The sequence below is a fragment of the Aequorivita vitellina genome (genome assembly GCF_022008365.1).
GTDB lineage: Bacteria > Bacteroidota > Bacteroidia > Flavobacteriales > Flavobacteriaceae > Aequorivita > Aequorivita vitellina.
Genome location: NZ_JAIRBA010000011.1, coordinates 33807 through 54273, shown reverse-complemented (window position 1 = coordinate 54273; position 20467 = coordinate 33807). Strand labels below are relative to the sequence as shown.

The window sequence follows — 20467 nt, the reverse complement described above, 5'->3', positions numbered from 1 at the left end:
AAAACTATTCAAAAATAGAAGAGATAAAAATATTTTTAGGATTATTTTCAGAAATTTTTATAATACTCAAAAGCTTTGAATATCAAATCGTTACTTACAATGCAATTGATGTGCGGACAGCCAATATTCTCCAAGAGTACAAAGAGTACCTTCCCGTTGCTATTTTTTTTATCAAAGACCAGTAGTTTTATTACGTGTTCAATATCGTTTTGGGTGAAATTTACCTTTGGAAAGTAATTTAAAATAGTTTCGGAAACCGCATTCAGTCTATTTTTAGGGAAACCGATGCTTTCTGAAGAAATAAAAGTTGCCAGAATTAAACCTATTGCTACCGCTTCGCCGTGAAGCAAGGTTGGTTTACTATTGCTTTCTAAAAAATGCGATTCAATGCCGTGTCCAAGGGTGTGGCCGTAATTTAGCGTTTTACGTAGGTTAGTTTCAAACGGATCTTTGGTAACGATTTCATTTTTTATCGCCACCGAATCAAAAATTAATTTATCTAATTCGACTTTGTTGTCAACAGTTAAGTTTTTTATTCGTTCCCAATATTCTTCACTATAAATTAACCCGTGTTTTAGCATTTCAGCAAACCCCGAATACAGGTGTTCTTTTGGCAATGTATTTAAAAAATTAGTGTCTAAAATAACCATTTCGGGCTGCTTTATAACGCCTATTTGGTTTTTTAGGTGCCCTAAGTCAACGCCGGTTTTACCCCCTACAGAAGCGTCTACCATTGCTAACAGGGTAGTGGGAATATTAATAAATGTAAGTCCGCGCTTAAATGTAGCGGCTACAAAACCGCCGAGATCGGTAACTACCCCGCCGCCAAGGTTTATAACTATGCTGTTGCGATCTGCATTCTTTTCAGAAAGTGAATTCCACACCTTTAAACAGCTCGCAATATTTTTGTGTTCTTCGCCTGTAGGGATGGTTATGGTGGGTATATTTTCATCAGCACCTAATTTTTCTAAAAAATAAGGCAGACAATGGGTTTTGGTGTTGTTATCAACAAGTATGAATAATTTTGCAGGCTTCTGTTTTTCAATATGTTGTAAGAGTTTGTTCCATCCTAATTCTTTGAAATAAACGCTTCCTTTTTTATTTAATATTTTTTCCATTAAATATTGATTTTAGTCACATATTCAGAAGTCAAATCTAACTATATTTGTACACTTTATATTCAATTTTATGATTTCAAATTCCCTTTTTGACAATACTGAAACAGCTTTCCGATTAAAGAGTGACTCTGAACTGGAAAGAGCCTATTTTCTTTTTAAAATGATTTCAAAAGAACCATTGGTACGAATAGGCACGGCAGTTACAAAATTTGCTCTAAATGTAAATTTACCGGTAGAAGGATTAATACGTTCTACAGTATTTGATCATTTTTGTGGAGGAGTGAGTGAAACGGACTGCATGTCTACCGTAGATAGACTATCTGATGTTGGCGTTTGCTCAATTCTAGACTACTCTGTTGAAGGGAAGGAAGAGGATGCACAATTTGATGCAACAGCAGCAAAAGTAAATGAGTTAACGCGCTTTGCACAGAATAAAAAAGCCATGCCATTTTCAGTATTTAAACCTACTGGTTTTGGGCGTTTTGATGTTTTTAAAAAAGTAACTAAAAAACAAGCTTTAAATGAAACTGAAAAACTTCAGTGGCTAAACATTGAAGCTCGGTACGACCGTGTTTCCCAAACAGCTCACGAATGTGGTATAAGTTTGTTAATTGATGCTGAAGAATACTGGATGCAGGACGCAGCAGACGAACTTTGTGAGCGCATGATGGAAAAGTACAACAAAGAGCGTCCTATTGTGTTTAACACCCTGCAATGCTATAGATGGGATCGTTTAGATTATTTAAAAAAGCTACACAAAAGAGCGCAGTTAAAAGGATATAAACTCGGTTTTAAAATTGTAAGAGGCGCTTATTTAGAAAAGGAAAACGAACGTGCACTTGATAATGGTTACAAATCGCCAATATGTGTAAGTAAAAAAGCAACGGACGACAATTTTAATGAAATCATGAAATACATTATGGACAATTTAAGTGACATTGAATTGTACATAGGCACCCACAATGAGTTGAGCACTTATTTGGCAATGGAAATGATGGAAGAGAAGGGCATTTCTCGCAGTGATGAACGTATTTGGTTTGGTCAACTTTATGGAATGAGCGACCATATAACCTTTAATTTGGGCGCTGAGGGTTACAATGTTTCCAAATACATTCCCTTTGGCCCAGTAAAAGATGTGATGCCCTATTTAATTCGTCGTGCTGAAGAGAATACTTCGGTAGCAGGGCAGACGAGTCGCGAACTTACACTTCTAAAAAAGGAACGCGCACGCCGAAAACTATAATTAGCCGTAAAAATTACTTGGTATTTATTTTTACGTTTTGCACAGTGGCCAATTCCTCGCAGTTTTCAATGATTAGCTTTAGATTTTTTTCTGAAATTTCACCAACAATTGTATATATTCTACAAGAATCTAAATTGGTATTACTTTCAGAAAAAAGCACGTCACCATCTTTAAGCAGTGTTGAAACTACCGAAGTATCCATTTTATTTTCTTGAAGAATACGAAGTGTTTCTTCTGAAAAGGCGCGTTCTTTTAGACGAATATTTTTAAGTGTTCTAGCTTCAGGACCGTAAGCACAGGAAGTTTTTTTGCCGCTGAGAATAAAAAATAGAAGTGCTATTCCTATTAAAAAGCCTCCGGAAAAATATACCAATCTATACGCTAATTTCATTTTTAAACATTTGGGATTTTTTTAATTCGAAGTTATTCCGAATTTGTTTTAGAAAATTATCAAGTTTATGTCGCTATACGGCATATCAAACCAATCTGCAACTGCTTTACTTGTTAAAATTCCGCGGTAAAAGTACAAACCATTTTTTAAACCATTGTCAAAGCGAATGGCGTTTTCAAGTCCGCCACCTTCTGCCATTTCTAATAGATAGGGGGTGAATATGTTACTAATAGAAATAGATGCAGTTTTAGGGTAACGAGCGGGAATATTTGGAACCCCGTAATGTATAACGTCGTGTTTAATAAAAGTAGGGGAGTCATGGCTCGTCATTTCTGTTGTTTCAAAACACCCACCCATATCTACGCAAACATCAATAATAACGGCACCTTTTTTCATATTACGCACCATTTCGTCTGTTACGATAACGGGAGCGCGATTATGCCCTCTAACGGCGCCAATGGCTACATCGCATCGGCGTAAAGCCTTCATAAGGTTTTTAGGTTGGACGGTTGAAGTATATAATATACTTCCAACATTAGTTTGAATTTTTCTGAGCTTAGTAATGGAGCTGTCGAAAACCTTGACATTTGCGCCTAGGCCCAATGCAGATCTCGTGGCAAATTCACCCACGGTGCCTGCGCCAATAACTACTACTTCAACCGGTGGAACCCCGCTAATATTACCGAATAGCAAACCGTTTCCTTTTTTTGCATTTACCATTAATTCGGCTGCGATGAGTACAGAGGCTGTGCCTGCAATTTCGCTTAGTGCTTTAACGGCGGGGTAGCTGTGATCTTCATCCTTAATAAATTCAAAAGCTAAAGCCGTTATTTTCTTTTTTGATAATGTTTCGAAATATGATTTCTGCCTCGTTTTTAACTGTAAAGCAGATATTAAAACCGTTTTTGGATTTATCAATTCAAGCTCTTCCAGCGTGGGGGGCTCAACTTTTAAAACCATTGGGCATCCAAACACCTTTTTTTTATCAGTGGTCATTTCGGCTCCAGCTTCCGAATAATCTTTATCTGAAAACCCAGCCTCGGTACCCGCGCCATTTTCAATTAGCACCCGGTGGCCATTGTTTATAATAGCGTTAACGGCGTCGGGGGTTAAGCAAATTCGTTTTTCCTGAAAATATGCTTCCTTTGGAATACCGATAAAAAGTTCTCCTTTTTGTTTCGAGATTTCTAGTGTTTCTTCCTGCGGAAGCAATTGTGCCCGTGTAAAGGGTGATTTTGGTTTTGACATTATGTTAATTTGGCAGTCTCAATTTACGGAATAATTTTTAAACCTATAACAGAATGATTAGCGAAAGAGATCTTTTATTTGCTGCCAAAACGACTGTTTTTCGAGAAGTTCTTTTTCAAAAGATTTTAAATCGTCTTGTCGCATTTGGCTAAAGAGTTTGGCTCTAATTAAATACACGAAGGGAATTACAATCATCATAATTGGTACTACATAAATAATCTCAACTTCATCAGCATTTAGATTCTGGTTCAAAATGTTGACAAATTGAAAAATATACATAGAAAGTGGAACCAATATAATCCAGTGCCACCAGTGTTTGCAAGTAAAAAACCAAATAAATAATAAAATAACAGGGATTACTTTTCCGGTTAAAAACCAAGCGTATTGATTTAAGTTAGGATATTTGGTGGTGAATGTAAATAAAAAAGTTTCCCAAACTTGTGTGTCGCTTGGGAAACTTTCGTATGCGTAATAAATAAAAGGAGTACACGCTATAATAAATACAATTATGCCTCCTTGTATTAAACTTTTTTTATCCGGCTGGCGGAACCTTAACCGTTCTGACGTCGATTTGTTGTGTGGTTTGTTCATCTTGAATTCCTTCTGGGGTGCAAGAAGCGAATAATCCTGCGGCAAAAATTGCAGCTACAAAAATAAGTTTTAAGTTTTTCATAATAATAAGTTTTTGTGAGGTTAATATGAGTCAAACCTACGCCCAAAAAACTTATTATTAATAATTATGTTAATTGTATATTTACAGGTTTTAATACGCTTAAATTCATTTAAATAACGTTCAAAAGCGTTGTTTCGTGTTAATTTTTAATTAAATGTTAAAACCTAAAGCTACAATTTTTGCTGTGCAAATAGCTGCAGTTGTTTATTTTTTTCCTGTTTTTAGAAATTGATAGTTTGTTTTTAAATTAGGTTAAAGTTGTACAAACCGAAGGTTTGTCGCAGTCTATTTTCCATATTTAGTAAAGGTTATTTTAAAATAGGAATAATAAATACGGAAATGCTAAGATAGGTTAATATATGATAGTTACATCAACTTCACAATTAGAATAAATCTTTTATCTGATCCCAAAACGATTTTTTCTGCCCTAACTCTTCTTCAAATGTTTTCATGTCTTTTTCTGTCAAAGCGTTCGACAATTTCGCTTTAATAAGATAGACAAAAGGAATAATTATAAGCATTATAGGGAAAAGCCACCATATTTCAACTTCATCAGTAATTCCTACATCATCATTTATAACACTAAATAATTGAAAAGCAAACATACCGATGGGGATAAGAATTACGTGGTACCACCAGTGCTTGCAGGTTATAAACCAAATACCCAAAAGAAGAATCGGTACAAATTTACCCATCATGGTCCATACAGATACCTGAATTTTTTGATACCAATTGGCCTCGTATGTAAATAAAATAGTTTCCCACGTTTTTGTTTGTGGGAAACTTGTATAGGAATAAAAAATATAAGGTGTTGCTGCTATAATTAGCGCAATAAGACTACCCGTTACTAGGTATGATGATGTCGCTCTTTTTGATTTGTTGGGGTGTTTGTTCATCTTGAATGCTTTCTGGGGTACAAGAAGCAAAAGTTCCAAGTGAAAAAATTGTTACGATAAGTAAATACTTTAGAGTTTTCATAATATATAGTTTTTGTGAGGTTATTAATAGTTCAAACCTACCATGAAATTAGTTAAAAAAACCAACTATTTTTCTACTATATTTATAAATTTTTTTGGAATATTCTTCCTGCTTTATAATTATTGCGATTTGGGGCGAACAACTAAAAAGTAATTTTAAATATTTTATTTTTCGTTACAATTTTAACTCATAGGCTTAATTTTTATGTTTCTACTTCCGTTAGTGTTTGCTTTAATATATATGTTAGTTGCGTTTTCAGGCAAGAGGGGATTTATTTTATCTGGCCATTCAATAAAAACGTAATTTTCACTGTATAAATAATCTTCAAGACCAATGTCGTACGCTTCGGTATAATTGTTTATTCTGTAAAAATCAAAATGATATACTAAACCTGCGTTCGACTCGTATTCATTTACTATAGAAAAGGAAGGGCTGCTCGATGGGTCTTCCACCCCAAGCTGCTTTACCATCTCCTTGATTAAAGTGGTTTTTCCAACCCCCATTTCGCCATAAAAAAGAAAAATTTTTGATGTTGATTGGTCTAACAGGCTGGTAGCTACTTCATTAATTTCATTTTCGGTATAGTTGCGTTCCATAATAAAATCAATGCGAATATAGCTAATAATCAATTAGTAATGAAATTAGCTGAAAAATTGCAAAACACACCCAAATAAATATTTGATAATTAATTACTTAGGGGTAAAAACAGAGAAAGGAATTATCATTTCTTCTAATGAAACGCCTCCGTGTTGATAGGTATTTCTATAATAACTTACATAGTGATTGTAATTGTTGGGATAGGCAAAAAAGTAATCGCCCTTTGCAAAAATAAATGAGCTACTCATGTTAATGGTTGGCAATTGTATAGATTTCGGGTCTTTTGCTGCCAATACTTCTTTATCTTCATAGGTTAAACTTTTTCCGGTTTTATACCTAAGGTTTAGGCTTGTGTTTTTATCGCCAATTACTTTTGACGGGTTTTTTACATTAATTGTTCCGTGGTCTGTGGTAATTATTAATTTAAATCCTAATCGTGCTGCCTGCTGTATAATTTCTAGCAAAGGCGAATTTTTAAACCAACTTTGGGTAAGCGAACGGTACGATTTATCGTTTGAGGCTAATTCCTTTATAACCTCCATTTCCGTTTTGGAGTGCGATAACATATCTACAAAGTTATAGACAACAACAGTTAAGTCTTCATCCTTGTGACTTTTAAAATTTTCAACTAGCTTTTTACCTTGTTTTAAGCTTGATATTTTGTGATAACTCCAATTAAGTTTCATTCCCAGTCGCTTTAACTGTGCATCAAAAAACTCTTGTTCTTTCATGTTTTTTCCACCATCTTCAGTATCGTTAAGCCAAAGATCGGGATGTAGTTTTTCCATATCGCTAGGCATTAATCCTGAAAAAATTGCATTACGCGCATACTGTGTTGCTGTTGGTAAAATACTGCAGAAGAGTTCTTCGTTTGTCTTTTTGTAAATATTTGCAACCGTAGGTTCAAAAGCCTTCCATTGATCGAACCGTAAATTGTCTATTACCACTAGTAGGGTTGGGGTGCCTTGTGTTAATTGAGGCTGAATTTTTTCTTTAAAAAGTGTGTGCGACATGATTGGTGCCTCACTCACATCCTCAAACCAATTGCGGTAATTTTTGTCGATAAACTTACAAAACTGGCTGTTTGCTTCGGTTTTTTGAGATTCTAAAATTTCAAACATACCCGAATCTTCAATATCTTCTAATTCAAGCTCCCAGTACACCAACTTTGTGTATAGGTCTTTCCACTCTTCAAAGCTATTTACCATTGAAAGATCCATGGCTATTTTTCTGAATTCCTGCTGGTAGTTAGATGTTGTTTTTTCTGAAACCAGTCGGCTGTGGTCTAAATTTTTCTTTAAACTCAATAGTATTTGATTGGGGTTAACTGGCTTAATAAGATAATCGGCAATTTTAGAACCAATGGCTTCTTCCATTATATACTCTTCTTCACTTTTGGTAATCATTACCACCGGAATGGAGGCTTGAAGTTCCTTAATTTCAGATAGGGTTTCAAGACCCGTTAGCCCGGGCATGTTTTCATCTAAAAAAACAATATCGAAGTTTTCTTTTTTTATTTCTTCTAACGCTTCCGATCCACTTTGAGCGGTGGTAACGCTATAATTTTTATTTTCAAGAAAGAGAATATGTGGTTTAAGCAAATCTATTTCATCGTCTACCCATAGTACTTTTATATCGCTCATATATGTATATTTGTCATTGTGCTCCTTAATTTTACAGGAGTATAGTTAATTTTAATTTGTGAGTAATTCCTAAACTTTGAAGAATTTTCTTCAAAAATATAGCCGAATTATCGCATACAATTTTTGAAGCTACTAATTTAAAGTTAAAGTTTGAAAACCCTTCCAAAGCTTAAAACTATAAACGATCCCATCTATGGTTTTATTACTGTGCCCAGCAAACTGGTTTTTTATTTAATGGAGCATAAATATTTCCAGAGACTTCGTAGAATTTCGCAAATGGGGTTCTCGTATATTGTATATCCGGGAGCGCATCACACGCGTTTTCATCATGCGCTGGGAGCCATGTTTTTAATGCAAAAAGCAGTGCAGGTACTTAAATCTAAGGGAGTTGCAATTTCTGCAAAGGAAGAAGAAGCACTTTATGTAGCCATACTTTTACACGATATTGGGCACGGTCCTTTTTCGCATGCGATGGAACATAGTATTGTTGAAAACGTTAGCCATGAACAAATTTCGTTGTTATTTATGAAGCTTTTAAACCAGAAGTTTAACAAGCAATTAACGCTCGCTATTGAAATTTTTAAGGATCAACACCCTCGAAAGTTTCTTCATCAATTGGTTTCTGGACAGTTGGATATGGATAGGCTGGATTACTTAAAACGCGATAGTTTTTACACTGGAGTTCCGGAGGGAACAGTAAATGCCCAACGCCTTATTGCCATGTTAAACGTAAAAAACGATGCTTTGGTAGTTGAGGAAAAAGGCATTTATTCGGTAGAGAATTTTCTCGTTGCGCGTCGCCTTATGTATTGGCAGGTATATCTTCACAAAACCGGTATAGTTGCCGAACAATTATTGGTGCGTGTTTTAAAACGTGCCAAACAACTTACAGCGCAAGGCGTCGATCTTCCGGCAAGCAAGGGATTAAATTTTTTTCTGAAAAACACCATTAATTTAAATGACTTTTCAGAAGAAGTGCTCGATACTTTTTCAAAATTAGACGATTACGATATTATTTCGGCAATGAAGATGTGGGTAAACAACGATGATTTTGTATTAAAAAATCTGTCGAAAATGTTACTCAATAGAGATTTGTTGAAGATTAAAGTGAAGTCAAAAGTATTCCCACAACATAAAATAAAAGAAAAACGAAAGCAATTAGCAGACACATTCAATATCACCCTAGAAGAAGCGTCTTATTTTGTTTTTACGGGAAAACTTGAAAACCAAGCTTACAGCATGGAGAAAGACACCATCAACTTATTAAAGAAAAACGGAAAAATAATAGAAGTTGCAAAAGCGAGCGATCAGCTCAATTTAGAGGCGCTTTCTACATCGGTGGTTAAATACTATCTATGTTATCCAAAAAACAACAAAGATAGCTATCGAGGCTAATTCCTTTTTTTCTATTTTTGCAAGAATGAAAACCCACGACCTAAAATCCATTCATTTAAAAAATGCTAATTTGCAGTTGTTAATTACATGGTCATTAGTTATTAAAAATAAAATCTCATAATGAAATTTACAGCAGCCCAAATAGCAGGAATCCTGAATGGTACAGTAGATGGCGATGAAGATGCAGCGGTTTCCACGCTTTCAAAAATAGAGGAGGGAAGTAAAGGCTCGCTTACTTTTTTGGCCAACCCAAAATACACGCACTATATTTACACTACCCAAGCTTCTATTACTATTGTAAATAACGATTTTGAAGCAACCGACGATCTGTCAACTACCCTTATACGGGTAGAAAATGCATACAAGGCCTTTTCTCAACTTTTAGAATATTACAACCAGGTAAAAATGAATAAAACTGGCGTAGAAGAACCAGTTTTTATTTCAAAAAGTGCCAAATATGGAGATAATGTATATTTAGGCGCTTTTTCATATATAGGAGAAAATGTAAAAATTGGCGACGATGTAAAAATTTATCCAAATGTTTATATTGGTGATAATGTAACTATTGATGATAAAACAATAATTTTTACGGGGGCTAAAATATATTCAGAAACCGTAATAGGTAAAGCCTGCGTTATAAACAGTGGTGTTGTGCTTGGTGCCGATGGTTTCGGGTTTACCCCAAATGAAAATGGTGAATATATAAAAGTACCACAAACGGGTAACGTAATTTTAGAAGACTTCGTTGATATTGGACCAGGAACTACAATAGATCGCGCCACTTTAGGTTCAACGCTTATTAAAAGAGGGGTTAAATTAGACAACCAAATACAGATTGCCCACAATGTTACAATTGGCGAAAACACAGTTATTGCAGCCCAGAGTGGGGTTGCGGGTTCTTCTAAAATTGGCAAGAATTGTATAATAGGTGGCCAAGTAGGTATTGCAGGTCATATTATTATTGGCGATAACGTAAAAATACAAGCGCAAACAGGTATTGGTAGAAACGTGAAAGATAACGAAACACTTCAAGGGTCTCCAGCCTTAAATTACGGCGATTTTAATAAAAGTTATGTATATTTTAAAAACCTACCGAAAATCATGGAAAGGTTTAATATAGTTGAAAAAAAGCTCGATAATGAATGAAAGTTTGGTAAAACAGCAAACCATTGCTAAGGAAATTTCCCTTACAGGAGTAGGTTTACACACGGGTAAAGAAGTAACGATTACTTTTAAACCAGCCCCAGAAAATCATGGGTATAAATTTGTAAGAACAGATTTAGAAGGCAAACCAGTTATTGAAGCCGATGCCAACTTTGTGGTGAATACCCAACGCGGCACCAATCTCGAGAAGAATGGGGTTAAAATACAAACGTCTGAACATGTATTAGCTGCATTAGTGGGACTAGAAGTAGATAATTGTATTTTAGAAATCAACGCTTCAGAGCCACCAATTATGGATGGTTCTTCAAAGTTTTTTGTTGAAGCTATTGAAAAAGCCGGTATTGTTCAACAAGAAGCCCAAAGAGAAGAATACGTTGTTACAGAAGTAATTTCATACCTAGACGAAAAAACTGGAAGCGAAATAATAGTTATGCCTGCTGAGGAGTACCAAGTTACTACAATGGTAGATTTTGGCACAAAAGTTCTCGGCACACAAAATGCTTCACTAAATAAAATATCCGATTTTAAAAATGAAATTGCGAACGCAAGAACCTTTAGCTTTCTTCACGAGATTGAAATGCTTTTAGAGAACGGCTTAATTAAAGGTGGCGATTTAAATAACGCTATTGTGTACGTAGATAAAGAACTTTCAGATAGCACGATGGAAAAACTCCGTACTGCTTTTGGAAAGGACTCAATTTCAGTAAAACCAAACGGAATTTTAGATAATTTAACCTTACACTATCCCAATGAAGCTGCTAGACACAAATTGCTAGATGTAATTGGGGATTTAGCTTTAGTGGGTACACGTATTCGTGGAAAAGTTATCGCTAATAAACCGGGACATCACGTAAACACCCAGTTTGCTAAAAAGCTTTCAAAAATGATTAAAATTGAAAGCCGAAATAAAATACCTAAATTCGATATCAACCAACCTCCGGTAAAAGATGTGAATGAAATAATGGCTATGCTTCCACATAGACCGCCATTCCTCTTGGTAGATAAAATAATGGAAATGACGGACACTAGTGTTGTCGGTCTTAAAAATGTGACTATGAACGAGCCGTTTTTTGTTGGTCACTTTCCAGGAGCACCAGTTATGCCAGGTGTTTTAATTGTTGAAGCAATGGCGCAAACTGGCGGTATTTTAGCGCTAAGTACAGTGCCAGACCCAGAAAACTATCTCACATTCTTTATGAAAATAAATAATGTGAAATTTAAACAACAAGTAAATCCAGGTGATACCTTAATTTTTAAACTGGAACTTATTACTCCAATTCGCCGTGGAATTGTACATATGCAAGGAAACGCTTACGCAAATGGTAAATTAGTTACAGAGGCAGAATTAATGGCACAAATGGTAAAAACTAAAAATTTATAGTCTAAATGTATTTGTGTAAAAATTGGTTTCAAAACAAAAAACCAATGGCACAACTGTATTTTTAACTATAAAAACAATAAACAAATAAAAATGAATCAACCACTTGCATACGTCCATCCGGGCGCAAAAATAGCCAAAAATGTTGTGATTGAGCCTTTTACAACTATTCATAATAATGTTGTGATAGGGGAGGGAACTTGGATTGGCAGCAACGTAACTATAATGGAAGGTGCTCGCATAGGTAAAAATTGTAATATTTTTCCGGGCGCAGTAATTTCTGCAATTCCGCAAGATCTTAAATTTAAGGATGAAGACACTACAGCCGAAATAGGCGATGGCACCACCATTCGAGAATATGTAACTATCAATCGCGGTACTGTTGATCGCGGTAAAACCATTATTGGAAAAAATTGCTGGATTATGGCGTACTGCCATATAGCTCACGATTGTATTGTGGGCGATAACTGTATTTTTAGTAATAATAGTACATTAGCTGGCCACATTACGGTAGGCGATTACGTAGTACTTGCCGGTATGACTGCAGTACACCAATTTTGTATGATTGGTAATCATGCCTTTGTTACAGGAGGATCATTAGTGCGAAAAGATGTCCCACCGTTTGTAAAAGCTGCGCGCGAACCACTTAGTTACGTGGGCATTAACTCTATTGGTTTAAGAAGAAGAGGTTTTACTTCACAAAAAATAACCGAAATACAGAATATTTACAGATTACTGTATCAAAAAAATTATAATACTACACAAGCTACTGAAATAATTGAGGCCGAAATGGAAGCCACGCCAGAACGTGACGAAATACTCCAGTTTATCAAAAATTCTAAACGTGGAATTATGAAAGGCTATTTCAACTCAAATTAAATCGTAAATCATTAACTTCAAAATTATACCTACTCAATGGCTACTTCATCAGATATTAGAAAAGGACTTTGTATCCGCTATAACAACGACATCTACAAAATTATTGAATTTCTTCACGTAAAACCAGGGAAGGGACCTGCGTTTGTGCGTACTAAAATGAAAAGTGTTACTACCGGAAAAACGCTTGAGAACACCTTTTCTGCTGGGCATAAAATTGACGACGTACGTGTTGAAACACACAAATTTCAATATTTATACAACGAAGGCGAAATGTATCATTTTATGAATACGGAAGATTACGCTCAAATACAGCTTATGAAGGATATCCTCGATACTCCAGAATTGATGAAAGAAGGCGAAGTAGTTACCGTACTTATAAATACTGAAGATGGCGCGCCACTATCTGTTGATATGCCAGCTCACGTAATTTTAGAAGTTACATCAACCGAACCAGGCGTAAAAGGAAATACAGCTACAAATGCTACAAAGCCTGCTATTGTTGAAACCGGAGCTGAAATTAATGTGCCTCTTTTTATAAACGAAGGCGATAAAATTAGAATCGATACCGATAAAGGTCAGTATCAGGAACGGATGAAAGATTAATTAGTTGCAATTTTAAGTTGCAAGGACAGTGTAAGCTCACGATTCATCACAAATCATCTCCAATTAATAATTAATATTATACATTTATTTTGAAATTCCCAACTCCCCAAACTCTTGAAAGCATAGCTGTAATAATCGGTTCAGATTATGTTGGGGAACCTTCTTTCCCAGTTTTCGGAATGAATGAAATACACGTCGTACAACCGGGAGACATTGTATTTGTTGACCATCCAAAGTATTACGACAAAGCACTTCAGTCGCAGGCAACGGTAATTCTCATAAATAAAAAAGTAGATTGCCCCATTGGCAAAGCATTGTTAATTTCTGAAGATCCTTTTCGCGATTTCAATAAATTAACGCGTCATTTTAAGCCTTTTCAAAGTGCAAACACTGCAATTTCAGAAACTGCGGAAATAGGCAAAGGTACCCTTATCCAGCCCAACGTTTTTGTGGGTAATAATGTTAAAATAGGCAGTAATTGTTTAATTTATTCCAATGTTTGTATTTACGATAATACGGTTATTGGAAACAACGTTACCATTCACGCTGGCACTGTATTAGGCAGCGATGCTTTTTATTATAAAAATCGTCCCGAAAAATTTGATAAACTTTTAAGTGGCGGAAATGTTGTAATTGAAGACAATGTTGAACTTGGTTCTCTTTGCTCTATAGATAAAGGTGTAACGGCTTCTACAACAATTGGGGAGGGTTCAAAATTAGATAATCAAGTTCATGTGGGTCATGACACCATAATAGGAAAACGATGCCTAATTGCTTCGCAAGTGGGTATTGCTGGTTGCGTTTTAATAGGCGATTTTGTTACCCTATGGGGCCAAGTTGGAATAACAAGTGGAATAACAATTGGTGATAGAGCAGTAATTTCAGGGCAAAGCGGAGTGAGTAAATCCCTGCCCGGAAATCAAGCTTATTTTGGGTCGCCCGCAGAAGAATTCAGAAAAAAATACAAGGAATTAGCTTCTATTAGGCTAATTCCGGAAATTATAGAAAAATTGGATAAATTATCATGAGTAAAAGAGCAAAAGAAATAGTTAGAGATTTTTACAGATCAGACATCTTGCGGGATGAAACCGTAATGGAGCGATTTTTTCACCCAGACTTAGTTCTTATTTGGAACAGTGCAGACGGTCTCTCTATTATGAATTATGACGACATTGTAAAATTCTTTGGTGAAGTTCGACGATCTTATAACGATTTAAGAGTAGAGATAAGTCATTTACTTGCAGACGATAAGCATGTAACCATTCGTTATAAATATTACATCCGCACAATGGAAAATCCCGACGAAGAGTTGGGTATTGCCCACTTTATTGCAATATGGGAAGTAAAAGACGAAATGCTTTACAGAGGCTATCAAGTAAGCCAACCTGTTACAGATAAAGACGATACCACCGAAAGCTATCACAGAGTAAAAGTATAATATCTTTTAAAACCCTTATCAAAAACCGTATCTTTGCGGCAATTCTTAAAAATCAATTATAGATTTTACTTCAATAAAAAATAAAAATAATTAATAGAAAATAATTAAAAATGAGCGTTTTAGTAAATAAAAATTCCAAAATAATTGTGCAAGGCTTCACAGGTAGTGAAGGTACTTTTCACGCCGAACAAATGATTGAGTACGGCACCAATGTGGTTGGTGGGGTTACTCCAGGAAAAGGTGGGCAAAAGCATCTAGACAGACCTGTTTTTAACACAGTTTCTGAAGCCGTAGAAAAAACTGGCGCCGATACAACCATTATTTTCGTTCCCCCAGCATTTGCGGCCGACGCTATAATGGAAGCTGCCGATGCAGATATTAAAGTAATAATTACGATTACAGAAGGTATCCCGGTAAAAGATATGATTACCGCATCTGATTATTTAAAGGACAGAGATTGTCGCCTAATTGGGCCTAACTGTCCAGGTGTTATAACGCCAGGCGAAGCTAAAGTTGGAATTATGCCAGGTTTCGTTTTCAAAAAAGGAACAGTTGGTATAGTTTCAAAATCTGGAACGCTTACCTATGAAGCGGCAGATCAAGTTGTAAAACAAGACCTTGGAATTACAACCGCAATTGGTATTGGTGGCGATCCTATTATTGGCACTTCAACCAAAGAAGCTTTGGAAATGCTAATTAACGACCCTGAAAGTGAAGCGGTAGTAATGATTGGTGAAATTGGTGGTCAGTTAGAAATTGATGCAGCCAAATGGTACAAAAATAGTGGTAACAAAAAACCGGTAATTGGCTTTATTGCCGGCGAAACTGCACCTGCAGGACGTACTATGGGGCACGCCGGAGCCATTGTTGGCGGAAGTGAAGACACAGCTCAAGCAAAGAAAAAAGTAATGCGCGAATGTGGAATTCACGTTGTAGATTCTCCAGCGGAAATTGGTAAAAAAGTAAAAGAAGTTTTAGGCTAACACATTATTTCTGGCCCGCAAGGTTTTAAAAACTTTGTAGGTCTTTCCCTATTTAAGTCCTGCAAAATTCGCAGGACTTTTTTTATGGAGAACCCGCAACCTTTTGTTATATTTGAATCCCGCCTTTAGCGGTTTTCCTGCAAGGTGTTCCCCGCTTTTTTGCGGTGTAACTTGTAGGCATTTAAACTTGACCAATTAAAAATTGACTTTTATATGAAATTATTAGAAGGAAAAACAGCAATTATAACCGGTGGAAGCCGCGGAATAGGAAAAGGAATCGTTGAAATATTTGCACAACACGGTGCTAATGTGGCTTTTACTTATAGCTCTTCAGCGGAAGCCGCAAATGCATTAGCAAACGAAGTTTCAAAAACAGGCGTAAAAGCAAAAGCCTATAAAAGTGATGCCGCTTCTTTTGACGATTCACAAAAGCTTGCTGACGAAGTTTTAAAAGAATTTGGAAGTATCGATATTCTTATAAACAACGCCGGAATTACCAAAGACAACCTGTTAATGCGTATTTCCGAAGACGATTTCGACAAAGTAATAGAAGTAAATCTTAAATCGGTTTTTAATATGACCAAAGCCGTGCAGCGCACTATGCTTAAACAACGCAAAGGCTCTATAATTAATATGAGTTCTATTGTTGGGGTTACAGGAAACGCTGGGCAAACTAATTATGCTGCTTCAAAAGCCGGTATTATTGGCTTTTCAAAATCGGTTGCTTTAGAATTAGGATCGCGCGACATTCGTTGCAACGTAATAGCACCCGGCTTTATTGAAACTGAAATGACTGGAAAACTAGACCAAGATACTGTACAAAATTGGCGCGATAGTATTCCGTTAAAGCGTGGCGGCACCCCCGAAGATATAGCAAATGCTTGCGTATTTCTTGCCAGCGACCTTTCTGCTTACGTCACGGGGCAAGTATTGCACGTAGACGGGGGAATGCATACTTAAAAAAGTGTTCAGTGTTCAGTGTTCAGCTGCAGTGAGCAGTTATTATAAACCTGAAACTATAAATCAGAAATCACCTTAGTGACTACAGAAACCATACTTTACATAATTCTCGCCGGAGTACTATCTGCTGCTCTGGCGGTTTTTATGTACGGTTATAAGTCTAAACAAAAAGGTTCGTTGCGCTGGATTCTTGGCACGCTGCGTTTTGTTACGCTTTTTTTAATTCTACTGCTACTAATCAATCCAAAATTTAAAAGCGAAACCTATACAATTGAAAAGCCGAAACTACCTGTACTTATTGATAATTCGGCTTCGATAGGGGAGTTGGGTCAAAAAGATAATGTTTCCCAAATACTTCAAAATTTAAAAGAAAATAGTGAGCTAAACGATAAATTTGATCTTTCTTATTATTCCTTCGGAAGTGATTTCCGCGAAAGCGATTCCCTTTCTTTTAAAGAAAAGAACACCAATATTTCAAAAGCACTTTCGTTAACAAACAACCTCTTTAAAAACCAAACGGCACCAACAATTCTAATTACCGATGGCAATCAAACCCTGGGTACAGACTACGAATTTTCTTCGGCAACTTTTAAAAATAACATCTACCCCGTAATTCTGGGCGATTCCATAAAATACACCGACTTAAAAATTGAGCAACTAAACACCAATCGGTACGCTTTTCTAAAAAACCAATTTCCAGTTGAAGTAATCCTAACGTACAGTGGCACAAACCCTGTAAAATCTGAGTTCGTGGTTACGCAAGGTAACGCAACAGTTTACAAAACAACTGTTCCTTTTTCTGAAAATGAAACTTCAAAAACTTTAAACTTCACCCTTTCGGCAAGCGCTGTTGGACTTCAAAAATATACTGCACAAATATTTCCGCTTGCAGATGAAAAAAACAAAACCAATAATAGCAAGCAGTTTGCCGTTGAAGTGATAGACCAAGCCACCAATGTTTTGGTTGTAAGTAAAATTGCGCATCCCGATTTGGGCGCGTTAAAAAAATCGATAATCACCAACGAACGTCGTACGGTTACCTTTAAAAAACCTGCGGAAGCCGTCAGCCTCCTTAATGATTATCAGCTTGTAATCCTCTATCAACCCGATAGAAGTTTCGCCTCGGTTTTTGCTGAAATTGAAAAAACTTCAAAAAACACTTTGGTAATTTCTGGCTTGCAAACAGATTGGTATTTTTTAAACGGCGCGCAGGATAATTTTAATAAAGAAGCCTCCAACGCAAGTGAAGATGTTCAAGCAAAATTGAATAGCAATTACGGCACGTTTGCAGTTGAAGACATTGACTTTAACAATTTGCCACCGCTTCACACAGAGTTTGGTGCATTGACTATTAGCGTTCCAAATGAAGTAATGCTCGAGCAAACCGTGAATGGATTAACCAACGGAAACCCCTTATTGGCCACAATGGAAATTAACGGTAAACGCGATGCAATCTGGGATGGCGAAGGATTTTGGCGATGGAGAGCCCGTAGTTTTTTGGAAACCGAAAGCTTCCAAAGTTTTGACGATTTTATAGGAAATCTTGTTCAATATTTGGCTTCCAACAAACGCCGAAGTAGGTTAGAGGTGTCTTCGGAAACTTTTTATTACAACAATAATCCCATTAAAATTTCGGCGCAGTATTTCGATAAAAATTATGTTTTCGACAATCGTGCTTCGCTCAATATTTCAGTAAAAAATACAGAGACTGAAAAGCAAACGGTTTTCCCAATGCTTTTGCGAAACAACTATTACGAAGTAGATCTAAACAGCCTTCCAGCAGGCGAGTATAATTATACGGTTTCCGTTTTAAATGAAGCGGTTTCAAGCAGTGGCAATTTCACAATTTTAGATTTTAATGTAGAGCAGCAATTTCTAAATGCCGATGTTTCGAAGTTGCGACACATCGCTCAAAGTACAAATGGAAAGGCCTATTTCGCAATCCAAAGCGATATGCTTATCAGCGCATTAATGGCAAATACTAACTACCAAAACGTTGAAAAAAGTGAACAAAAAATAGTACCTTTGCTGGACTGGAAATATCTGCTCTTCCTTATCGTTCTCGCCCTCGCTGCAGAATGGTTTATCAGAAAATATAACGGACTTATCTAAAAATTAATTCATAGAAAAATATACAATGGAAAAATTACCTAAACTTACAATACCCGTAATCGCTGGAATTATTTTGCTCATTATTTTAGTGGCAAAATCTTCAGTAACTATTGATTCTGGACACGCAGGTGTGCTGTACAGAACATTTAATAATGGAGTTGTTACAGATCAACCGCCACTGGACGAAGGTTTTCACATAATCGCTCCTTGGAACAGAGTTTTTGTTTACGAAGTGCGCCAACAAGAGCTTAGCGAAAAGATGCAAGTTCTTTCCAGTAATGGTCTCGAAATAAAATTGGATGCTTCAGCTTGGTATCAACCAATTTATAGCGATGTGGCAAAACTACATCAAGAAAAAGGAGAAGATTATTTACAACGTGTTATTCAGCCTGCAATTAGAAGTGCGGCCAGAAGCGTTGTGGGGCGCTATACACCAGAGCAATTATACTCTACCAAACGTGATGCTATTCAAGAGGAAATATTTGAAGAAACCAAAAAAATACTCGACAAGCAATATGTGCAGTTAAATGAAATTTTGGTGCGGGATGTAACACTGCCACCTACAATTAAAGATGCAATTGAAAGAAAACTAAGACAGGAACAAGAATCATTGGAGTACGAATTTAGATTGGTAACCGCCGATAAAGAAGCTCAAAAGGTGCGAATAGAGGCACAAGGAAAAGCAGATGCAAACAAAATCTTGAGTGCTTCACTTACCGATAAAATACTTCAAGACAAAGGGATTGATGCAACTTTAGAGCTAGCAAAATCTCCAAATGCCAAAGTTGTTGTAGTTGGCTCTGGCGAAAGCGGCTTGCCCTTAATTTTGGGGGATAACTAAATAAATTCCTAGCTACATATATATAAGGTTGAAGGCAGTCTAAACCTCTTTATATATCTTTTACAATAAATTTAAAACCTTCCTCTTTGGGAGGTTTTTTTGTGACTTAAAAACTGGTTTTTAAGGAATAAGCTTTGAATAATTTGAATATTGTTATAATTTTTTGTTAGTTCATCAAACTATTTGCCTACGGCGGAAGAACGGAATATGACAAAGACTTTCCCAATGGAAAAACAGAGTTAGAAGAACAAGCTTCTGAAAACAGCACTGCTCAATCAATAAATAATACAGCCAAAACCTTTCAAGCGGTTGAGGAAATGTTAACGTCTAATGAATCCACAAGAAGTAACTGGCGAAGCTTAAAACAAAATGGGTATTCCATACAGTTTCCTAAGGACTGGTCTGTTGATGACAGTGGTGTTCAAAATTCCGAATTTATTTTATCAAGTCCCGAAAGCAATGGCGCCATCATTAGAATGGAAGTGGGTAATTCAGATGATAAAATCACTTTAGATACCTATGGAGAAACTTTTGTTTCGGGATATTTGAAAAAAAATTATAACGATGTACGTATACTTAAAGACGAAATAAAAAACCAAAACGGTTATAAGTTTAAACGATTAATAAGTAGTCTGAAAACTGAAAACAACATGGAATATATTTTTTGGAGCGATATAATTGTATATAATAAAAAGCTATATGTGTTTTTGTCAATTAGTGAATTTAGCCAGTTCAAAAACCATCAACCAACAGTTGAAAAAGTACTTAGTAGCTTTGCATTTAATTAAAAGCTTAGAGGATTATGTACGCCTTAAATAAAACT

At 36.0% G+C, this 20467-nt stretch carries 21 protein-coding genes; 13 read left to right on the top strand and 8 right to left on the bottom strand.

The window, feature by feature from the left end; genetic code table 11:
• Window positions 1-47: 47 nt before the first annotated feature.
• On the bottom strand, window positions 48-1118 hold the full coding sequence (gene aroB, locus K8089_RS07490; protein WP_237602653.1) for a 3-dehydroquinate synthase: 1071 nt from the start codon (window positions 1116-1118) through the stop codon (window positions 48-50).
• Between the two features lie 70 nt (window positions 1119-1188).
• Here aroB and K8089_RS07485 point away from each other — a divergent pair, with 70 nt between their 5' ends.
• Window positions 1189-2361, top strand: a complete 1173-nt coding sequence (locus tag K8089_RS07485; protein WP_237602652.1) for a proline dehydrogenase family protein — start codon at window positions 1189-1191, stop codon at window positions 2359-2361.
• 13 nt (window positions 2362-2374) lie between these two features.
• Here the strand turns inward: K8089_RS07485 and K8089_RS07480 are convergent, their stop codons facing one another.
• The 7 genes from K8089_RS07480 to porX all read right to left on the bottom strand — a co-directional run bounded on the left by K8089_RS07480 (window position 2375) and on the right by porX (window position 7891).
• Window positions 2375-2752: a hypothetical protein gene (locus tag K8089_RS07480; RefSeq protein WP_237602651.1), complete on the bottom strand. Its 378-nt coding sequence runs from the start codon at window positions 2750-2752 to the stop codon at window positions 2375-2377.
• Window positions 2753-2800: 48 nt separating this feature from the next.
• On the bottom strand, window positions 2801-4000 hold the full coding sequence (locus K8089_RS07475) for an alanine dehydrogenase (protein WP_237602650.1): 1200 nt from the start codon (window positions 3998-4000) through the stop codon (window positions 2801-2803).
• A 57-nt stretch (window positions 4001-4057) separates the two neighbouring features.
• Window positions 4058-4252: a hypothetical protein gene (locus tag K8089_RS07470; protein ID WP_237602649.1), complete on the bottom strand. Its 195-nt coding sequence runs from the start codon at window positions 4250-4252 to the stop codon at window positions 4058-4060.
• A 280-nt stretch (window positions 4253-4532) separates the two neighbouring features.
• Window positions 4533-4673, bottom strand: a complete 141-nt coding sequence (locus K8089_RS07465; RefSeq protein WP_237602648.1) for a hypothetical protein — start codon at window positions 4671-4673, stop codon at window positions 4533-4535.
• A 383-nt stretch (window positions 4674-5056) separates the two neighbouring features.
• Window positions 5057-5569: a hypothetical protein gene (locus K8089_RS07460; RefSeq protein WP_237602647.1), complete on the bottom strand. Its 513-nt coding sequence runs from the start codon at window positions 5567-5569 to the stop codon at window positions 5057-5059.
• Between the two features lie 264 nt (window positions 5570-5833).
• Window positions 5834-6247 (bottom strand): tRNA (adenosine(37)-N6)-threonylcarbamoyltransferase complex ATPase subunit type 1 TsaE, encoded by a 414-nt coding sequence (tsaE, locus tag K8089_RS07455; protein WP_237602646.1) that lies wholly within the window; start codon window positions 6245-6247, stop codon window positions 5834-5836.
• 93 nt (window positions 6248-6340) lie between these two features.
• A complete protein-coding gene (gene porX, locus K8089_RS07450; RefSeq protein ID WP_237602645.1) occupies window positions 6341-7891 on the bottom strand; it encodes a T9SS response regulator signal transducer PorX in 1551 nt (516 codons plus the stop codon).
• Between the two features lie 150 nt (window positions 7892-8041).
• Here porX and K8089_RS07445 point away from each other — a divergent pair, with 150 nt between their 5' ends.
• The 12 genes from K8089_RS07445 (at window position 8042) to K8089_RS07390 (ending at window position 20432) form a co-directional block, all read left to right on the top strand.
• Window positions 8042-9286 carry an HD domain-containing protein gene (locus K8089_RS07445; protein WP_237602644.1) on the top strand — a complete coding sequence of 415 codons (1245 nt, stop codon included), beginning with the start codon at window positions 8042-8044 and terminating at the stop codon, window positions 9284-9286.
• Window positions 9287-9406: 120 nt separating this feature from the next.
• Window positions 9407-10432, top strand: a complete 1026-nt coding sequence (gene lpxD / locus K8089_RS07440; RefSeq protein WP_237602643.1) for a UDP-3-O-(3-hydroxymyristoyl)glucosamine N-acyltransferase — start codon at window positions 9407-9409, stop codon at window positions 10430-10432.
• Window positions 10425-11831 (top strand): bifunctional UDP-3-O-[3-hydroxymyristoyl] N-acetylglucosamine deacetylase/3-hydroxyacyl-ACP dehydratase, encoded by a 1407-nt coding sequence (locus K8089_RS07435; protein ID WP_237602642.1) that lies wholly within the window; start codon window positions 10425-10427, stop codon window positions 11829-11831. Before lpxD ends, K8089_RS07435 begins: the two co-directional genes overlap by 8 nt.
• Window positions 11832-11921: 90 nt before the next feature.
• On the top strand, window positions 11922-12707 hold the full coding sequence (gene lpxA / locus K8089_RS07430) for an acyl-ACP--UDP-N-acetylglucosamine O-acyltransferase (RefSeq protein WP_237602641.1): 786 nt from the start codon (window positions 11922-11924) through the stop codon (window positions 12705-12707).
• A 36-nt stretch (window positions 12708-12743) separates the two neighbouring features.
• Window positions 12744-13310: an elongation factor P gene (efp, locus tag K8089_RS07425; protein ID WP_237602640.1), complete on the top strand. Its 567-nt coding sequence runs from the start codon at window positions 12744-12746 to the stop codon at window positions 13308-13310.
• 89 nt (window positions 13311-13399) lie between these two features.
• Window positions 13400-14338, top strand: a complete 939-nt coding sequence (locus K8089_RS07420) for a UDP-3-O-(3-hydroxymyristoyl)glucosamine N-acyltransferase (protein WP_237602639.1) — start codon at window positions 13400-13402, stop codon at window positions 14336-14338.
• On the top strand, window positions 14335-14748 hold the full coding sequence (locus tag K8089_RS07415; protein ID WP_237602638.1) for a nuclear transport factor 2 family protein: 414 nt from the start codon (window positions 14335-14337) through the stop codon (window positions 14746-14748). The genes K8089_RS07420 and K8089_RS07415 overlap by 4 nt, the downstream gene beginning before the upstream one ends.
• A gap of 110 nt (window positions 14749-14858) precedes the next feature.
• The gene (sucD, locus tag K8089_RS07410; RefSeq protein ID WP_237602637.1) at window positions 14859-15731 is read left to right on the top strand and encodes a succinate--CoA ligase subunit alpha; all 873 of its coding nucleotides are present in this window, start codon (window positions 14859-14861) and stop codon (window positions 15729-15731) included.
• 213 nt (window positions 15732-15944) lie between these two features.
• Entirely contained in the window at window positions 15945-16691 is a 747-nt protein-coding gene (fabG, locus tag K8089_RS07405) for a 3-oxoacyl-[acyl-carrier-protein] reductase (RefSeq protein WP_237602636.1), read from the top strand.
• Window positions 16692-16769: 78 nt separating this feature from the next.
• Complete coding sequence (locus K8089_RS07400) at window positions 16770-18803, top strand: vWA domain-containing protein (RefSeq protein WP_237602635.1); 2034 nt, start codon at window positions 16770-16772, stop codon at window positions 18801-18803.
• Window positions 18804-18828: 25 nt separating this feature from the next.
• A complete protein-coding gene (locus tag K8089_RS07395) occupies window positions 18829-19644 on the top strand; it encodes a prohibitin family protein (protein ID WP_237602634.1) in 816 nt (271 codons plus the stop codon).
• Between the two features lie 317 nt (window positions 19645-19961).
• Complete coding sequence (locus tag K8089_RS07390; protein ID WP_237602633.1) at window positions 19962-20432, top strand: PsbP-related protein; 471 nt, start codon at window positions 19962-19964, stop codon at window positions 20430-20432.
• The last annotated feature ends 35 nt before the right edge of the window (window positions 20433-20467 follow it).

Coding starts and splice junctions, on each gene's coding strand:
- lpxD (WP_237602643.1), top strand. CDS start 9,407: ATGAAATTTACAGCAGCCCAAATAGCAGGAATCCTGAATGGTACAGTA.
- K8089_RS07485 (WP_237602652.1), top strand. CDS start 1,189: ATGATTTCAAATTCCCTTTTTGACAATACTGAAACAGCTTTCCGATTA.
- sucD (WP_237602637.1), top strand. CDS start 14,859: ATGAGCGTTTTAGTAAATAAAAATTCCAAAATAATTGTGCAAGGCTTC.
- K8089_RS07415 (WP_237602638.1), top strand. CDS start 14,335: ATGAGTAAAAGAGCAAAAGAAATAGTTAGAGATTTTTACAGATCAGAC.
- K8089_RS07460 (WP_237602647.1), bottom strand. CDS start 5,569: ATGAACAAACACCCCAACAAATCAAAAAGAGCGACATCATCATACCTA.
- K8089_RS07475 (WP_237602650.1), bottom strand. CDS start 4,000: ATGTCAAAACCAAAATCACCCTTTACACGGGCACAATTGCTTCCGCAG.
- K8089_RS07435 (WP_237602642.1), top strand. CDS start 10,425: ATGAATGAAAGTTTGGTAAAACAGCAAACCATTGCTAAGGAAATTTCC.
- K8089_RS07480 (WP_237602651.1), bottom strand. CDS start 2,752: ATGAAATTAGCGTATAGATTGGTATATTTTTCCGGAGGCTTTTTAATA.
- tsaE (WP_237602646.1), bottom strand. CDS start 6,247: ATGGAACGCAACTATACCGAAAATGAAATTAATGAAGTAGCTACCAGC.
- K8089_RS07390 (WP_237602633.1), top strand. CDS start 19,962: ATGTTAACGTCTAATGAATCCACAAGAAGTAACTGGCGAAGCTTAAAA.
- efp (WP_237602640.1), top strand. CDS start 12,744: ATGGCTACTTCATCAGATATTAGAAAAGGACTTTGTATCCGCTATAAC.
- porX (WP_237602645.1), bottom strand. CDS start 7,891: ATGAGCGATATAAAAGTACTATGGGTAGACGATGAAATAGATTTGCTT.
- aroB (WP_237602653.1), bottom strand. CDS start 1,118: ATGGAAAAAATATTAAATAAAAAAGGAAGCGTTTATTTCAAAGAATTA.
- lpxA (WP_237602641.1), top strand. CDS start 11,922: ATGAATCAACCACTTGCATACGTCCATCCGGGCGCAAAAATAGCCAAA.
- K8089_RS07395 (WP_237602634.1), top strand. CDS start 18,829: ATGGAAAAATTACCTAAACTTACAATACCCGTAATCGCTGGAATTATT.
- fabG (WP_237602636.1), top strand. CDS start 15,945: ATGAAATTATTAGAAGGAAAAACAGCAATTATAACCGGTGGAAGCCGC.
- K8089_RS07465 (WP_237602648.1), bottom strand. CDS start 4,673: ATGAAAAACTTAAAACTTATTTTTGTAGCTGCAATTTTTGCCGCAGGA.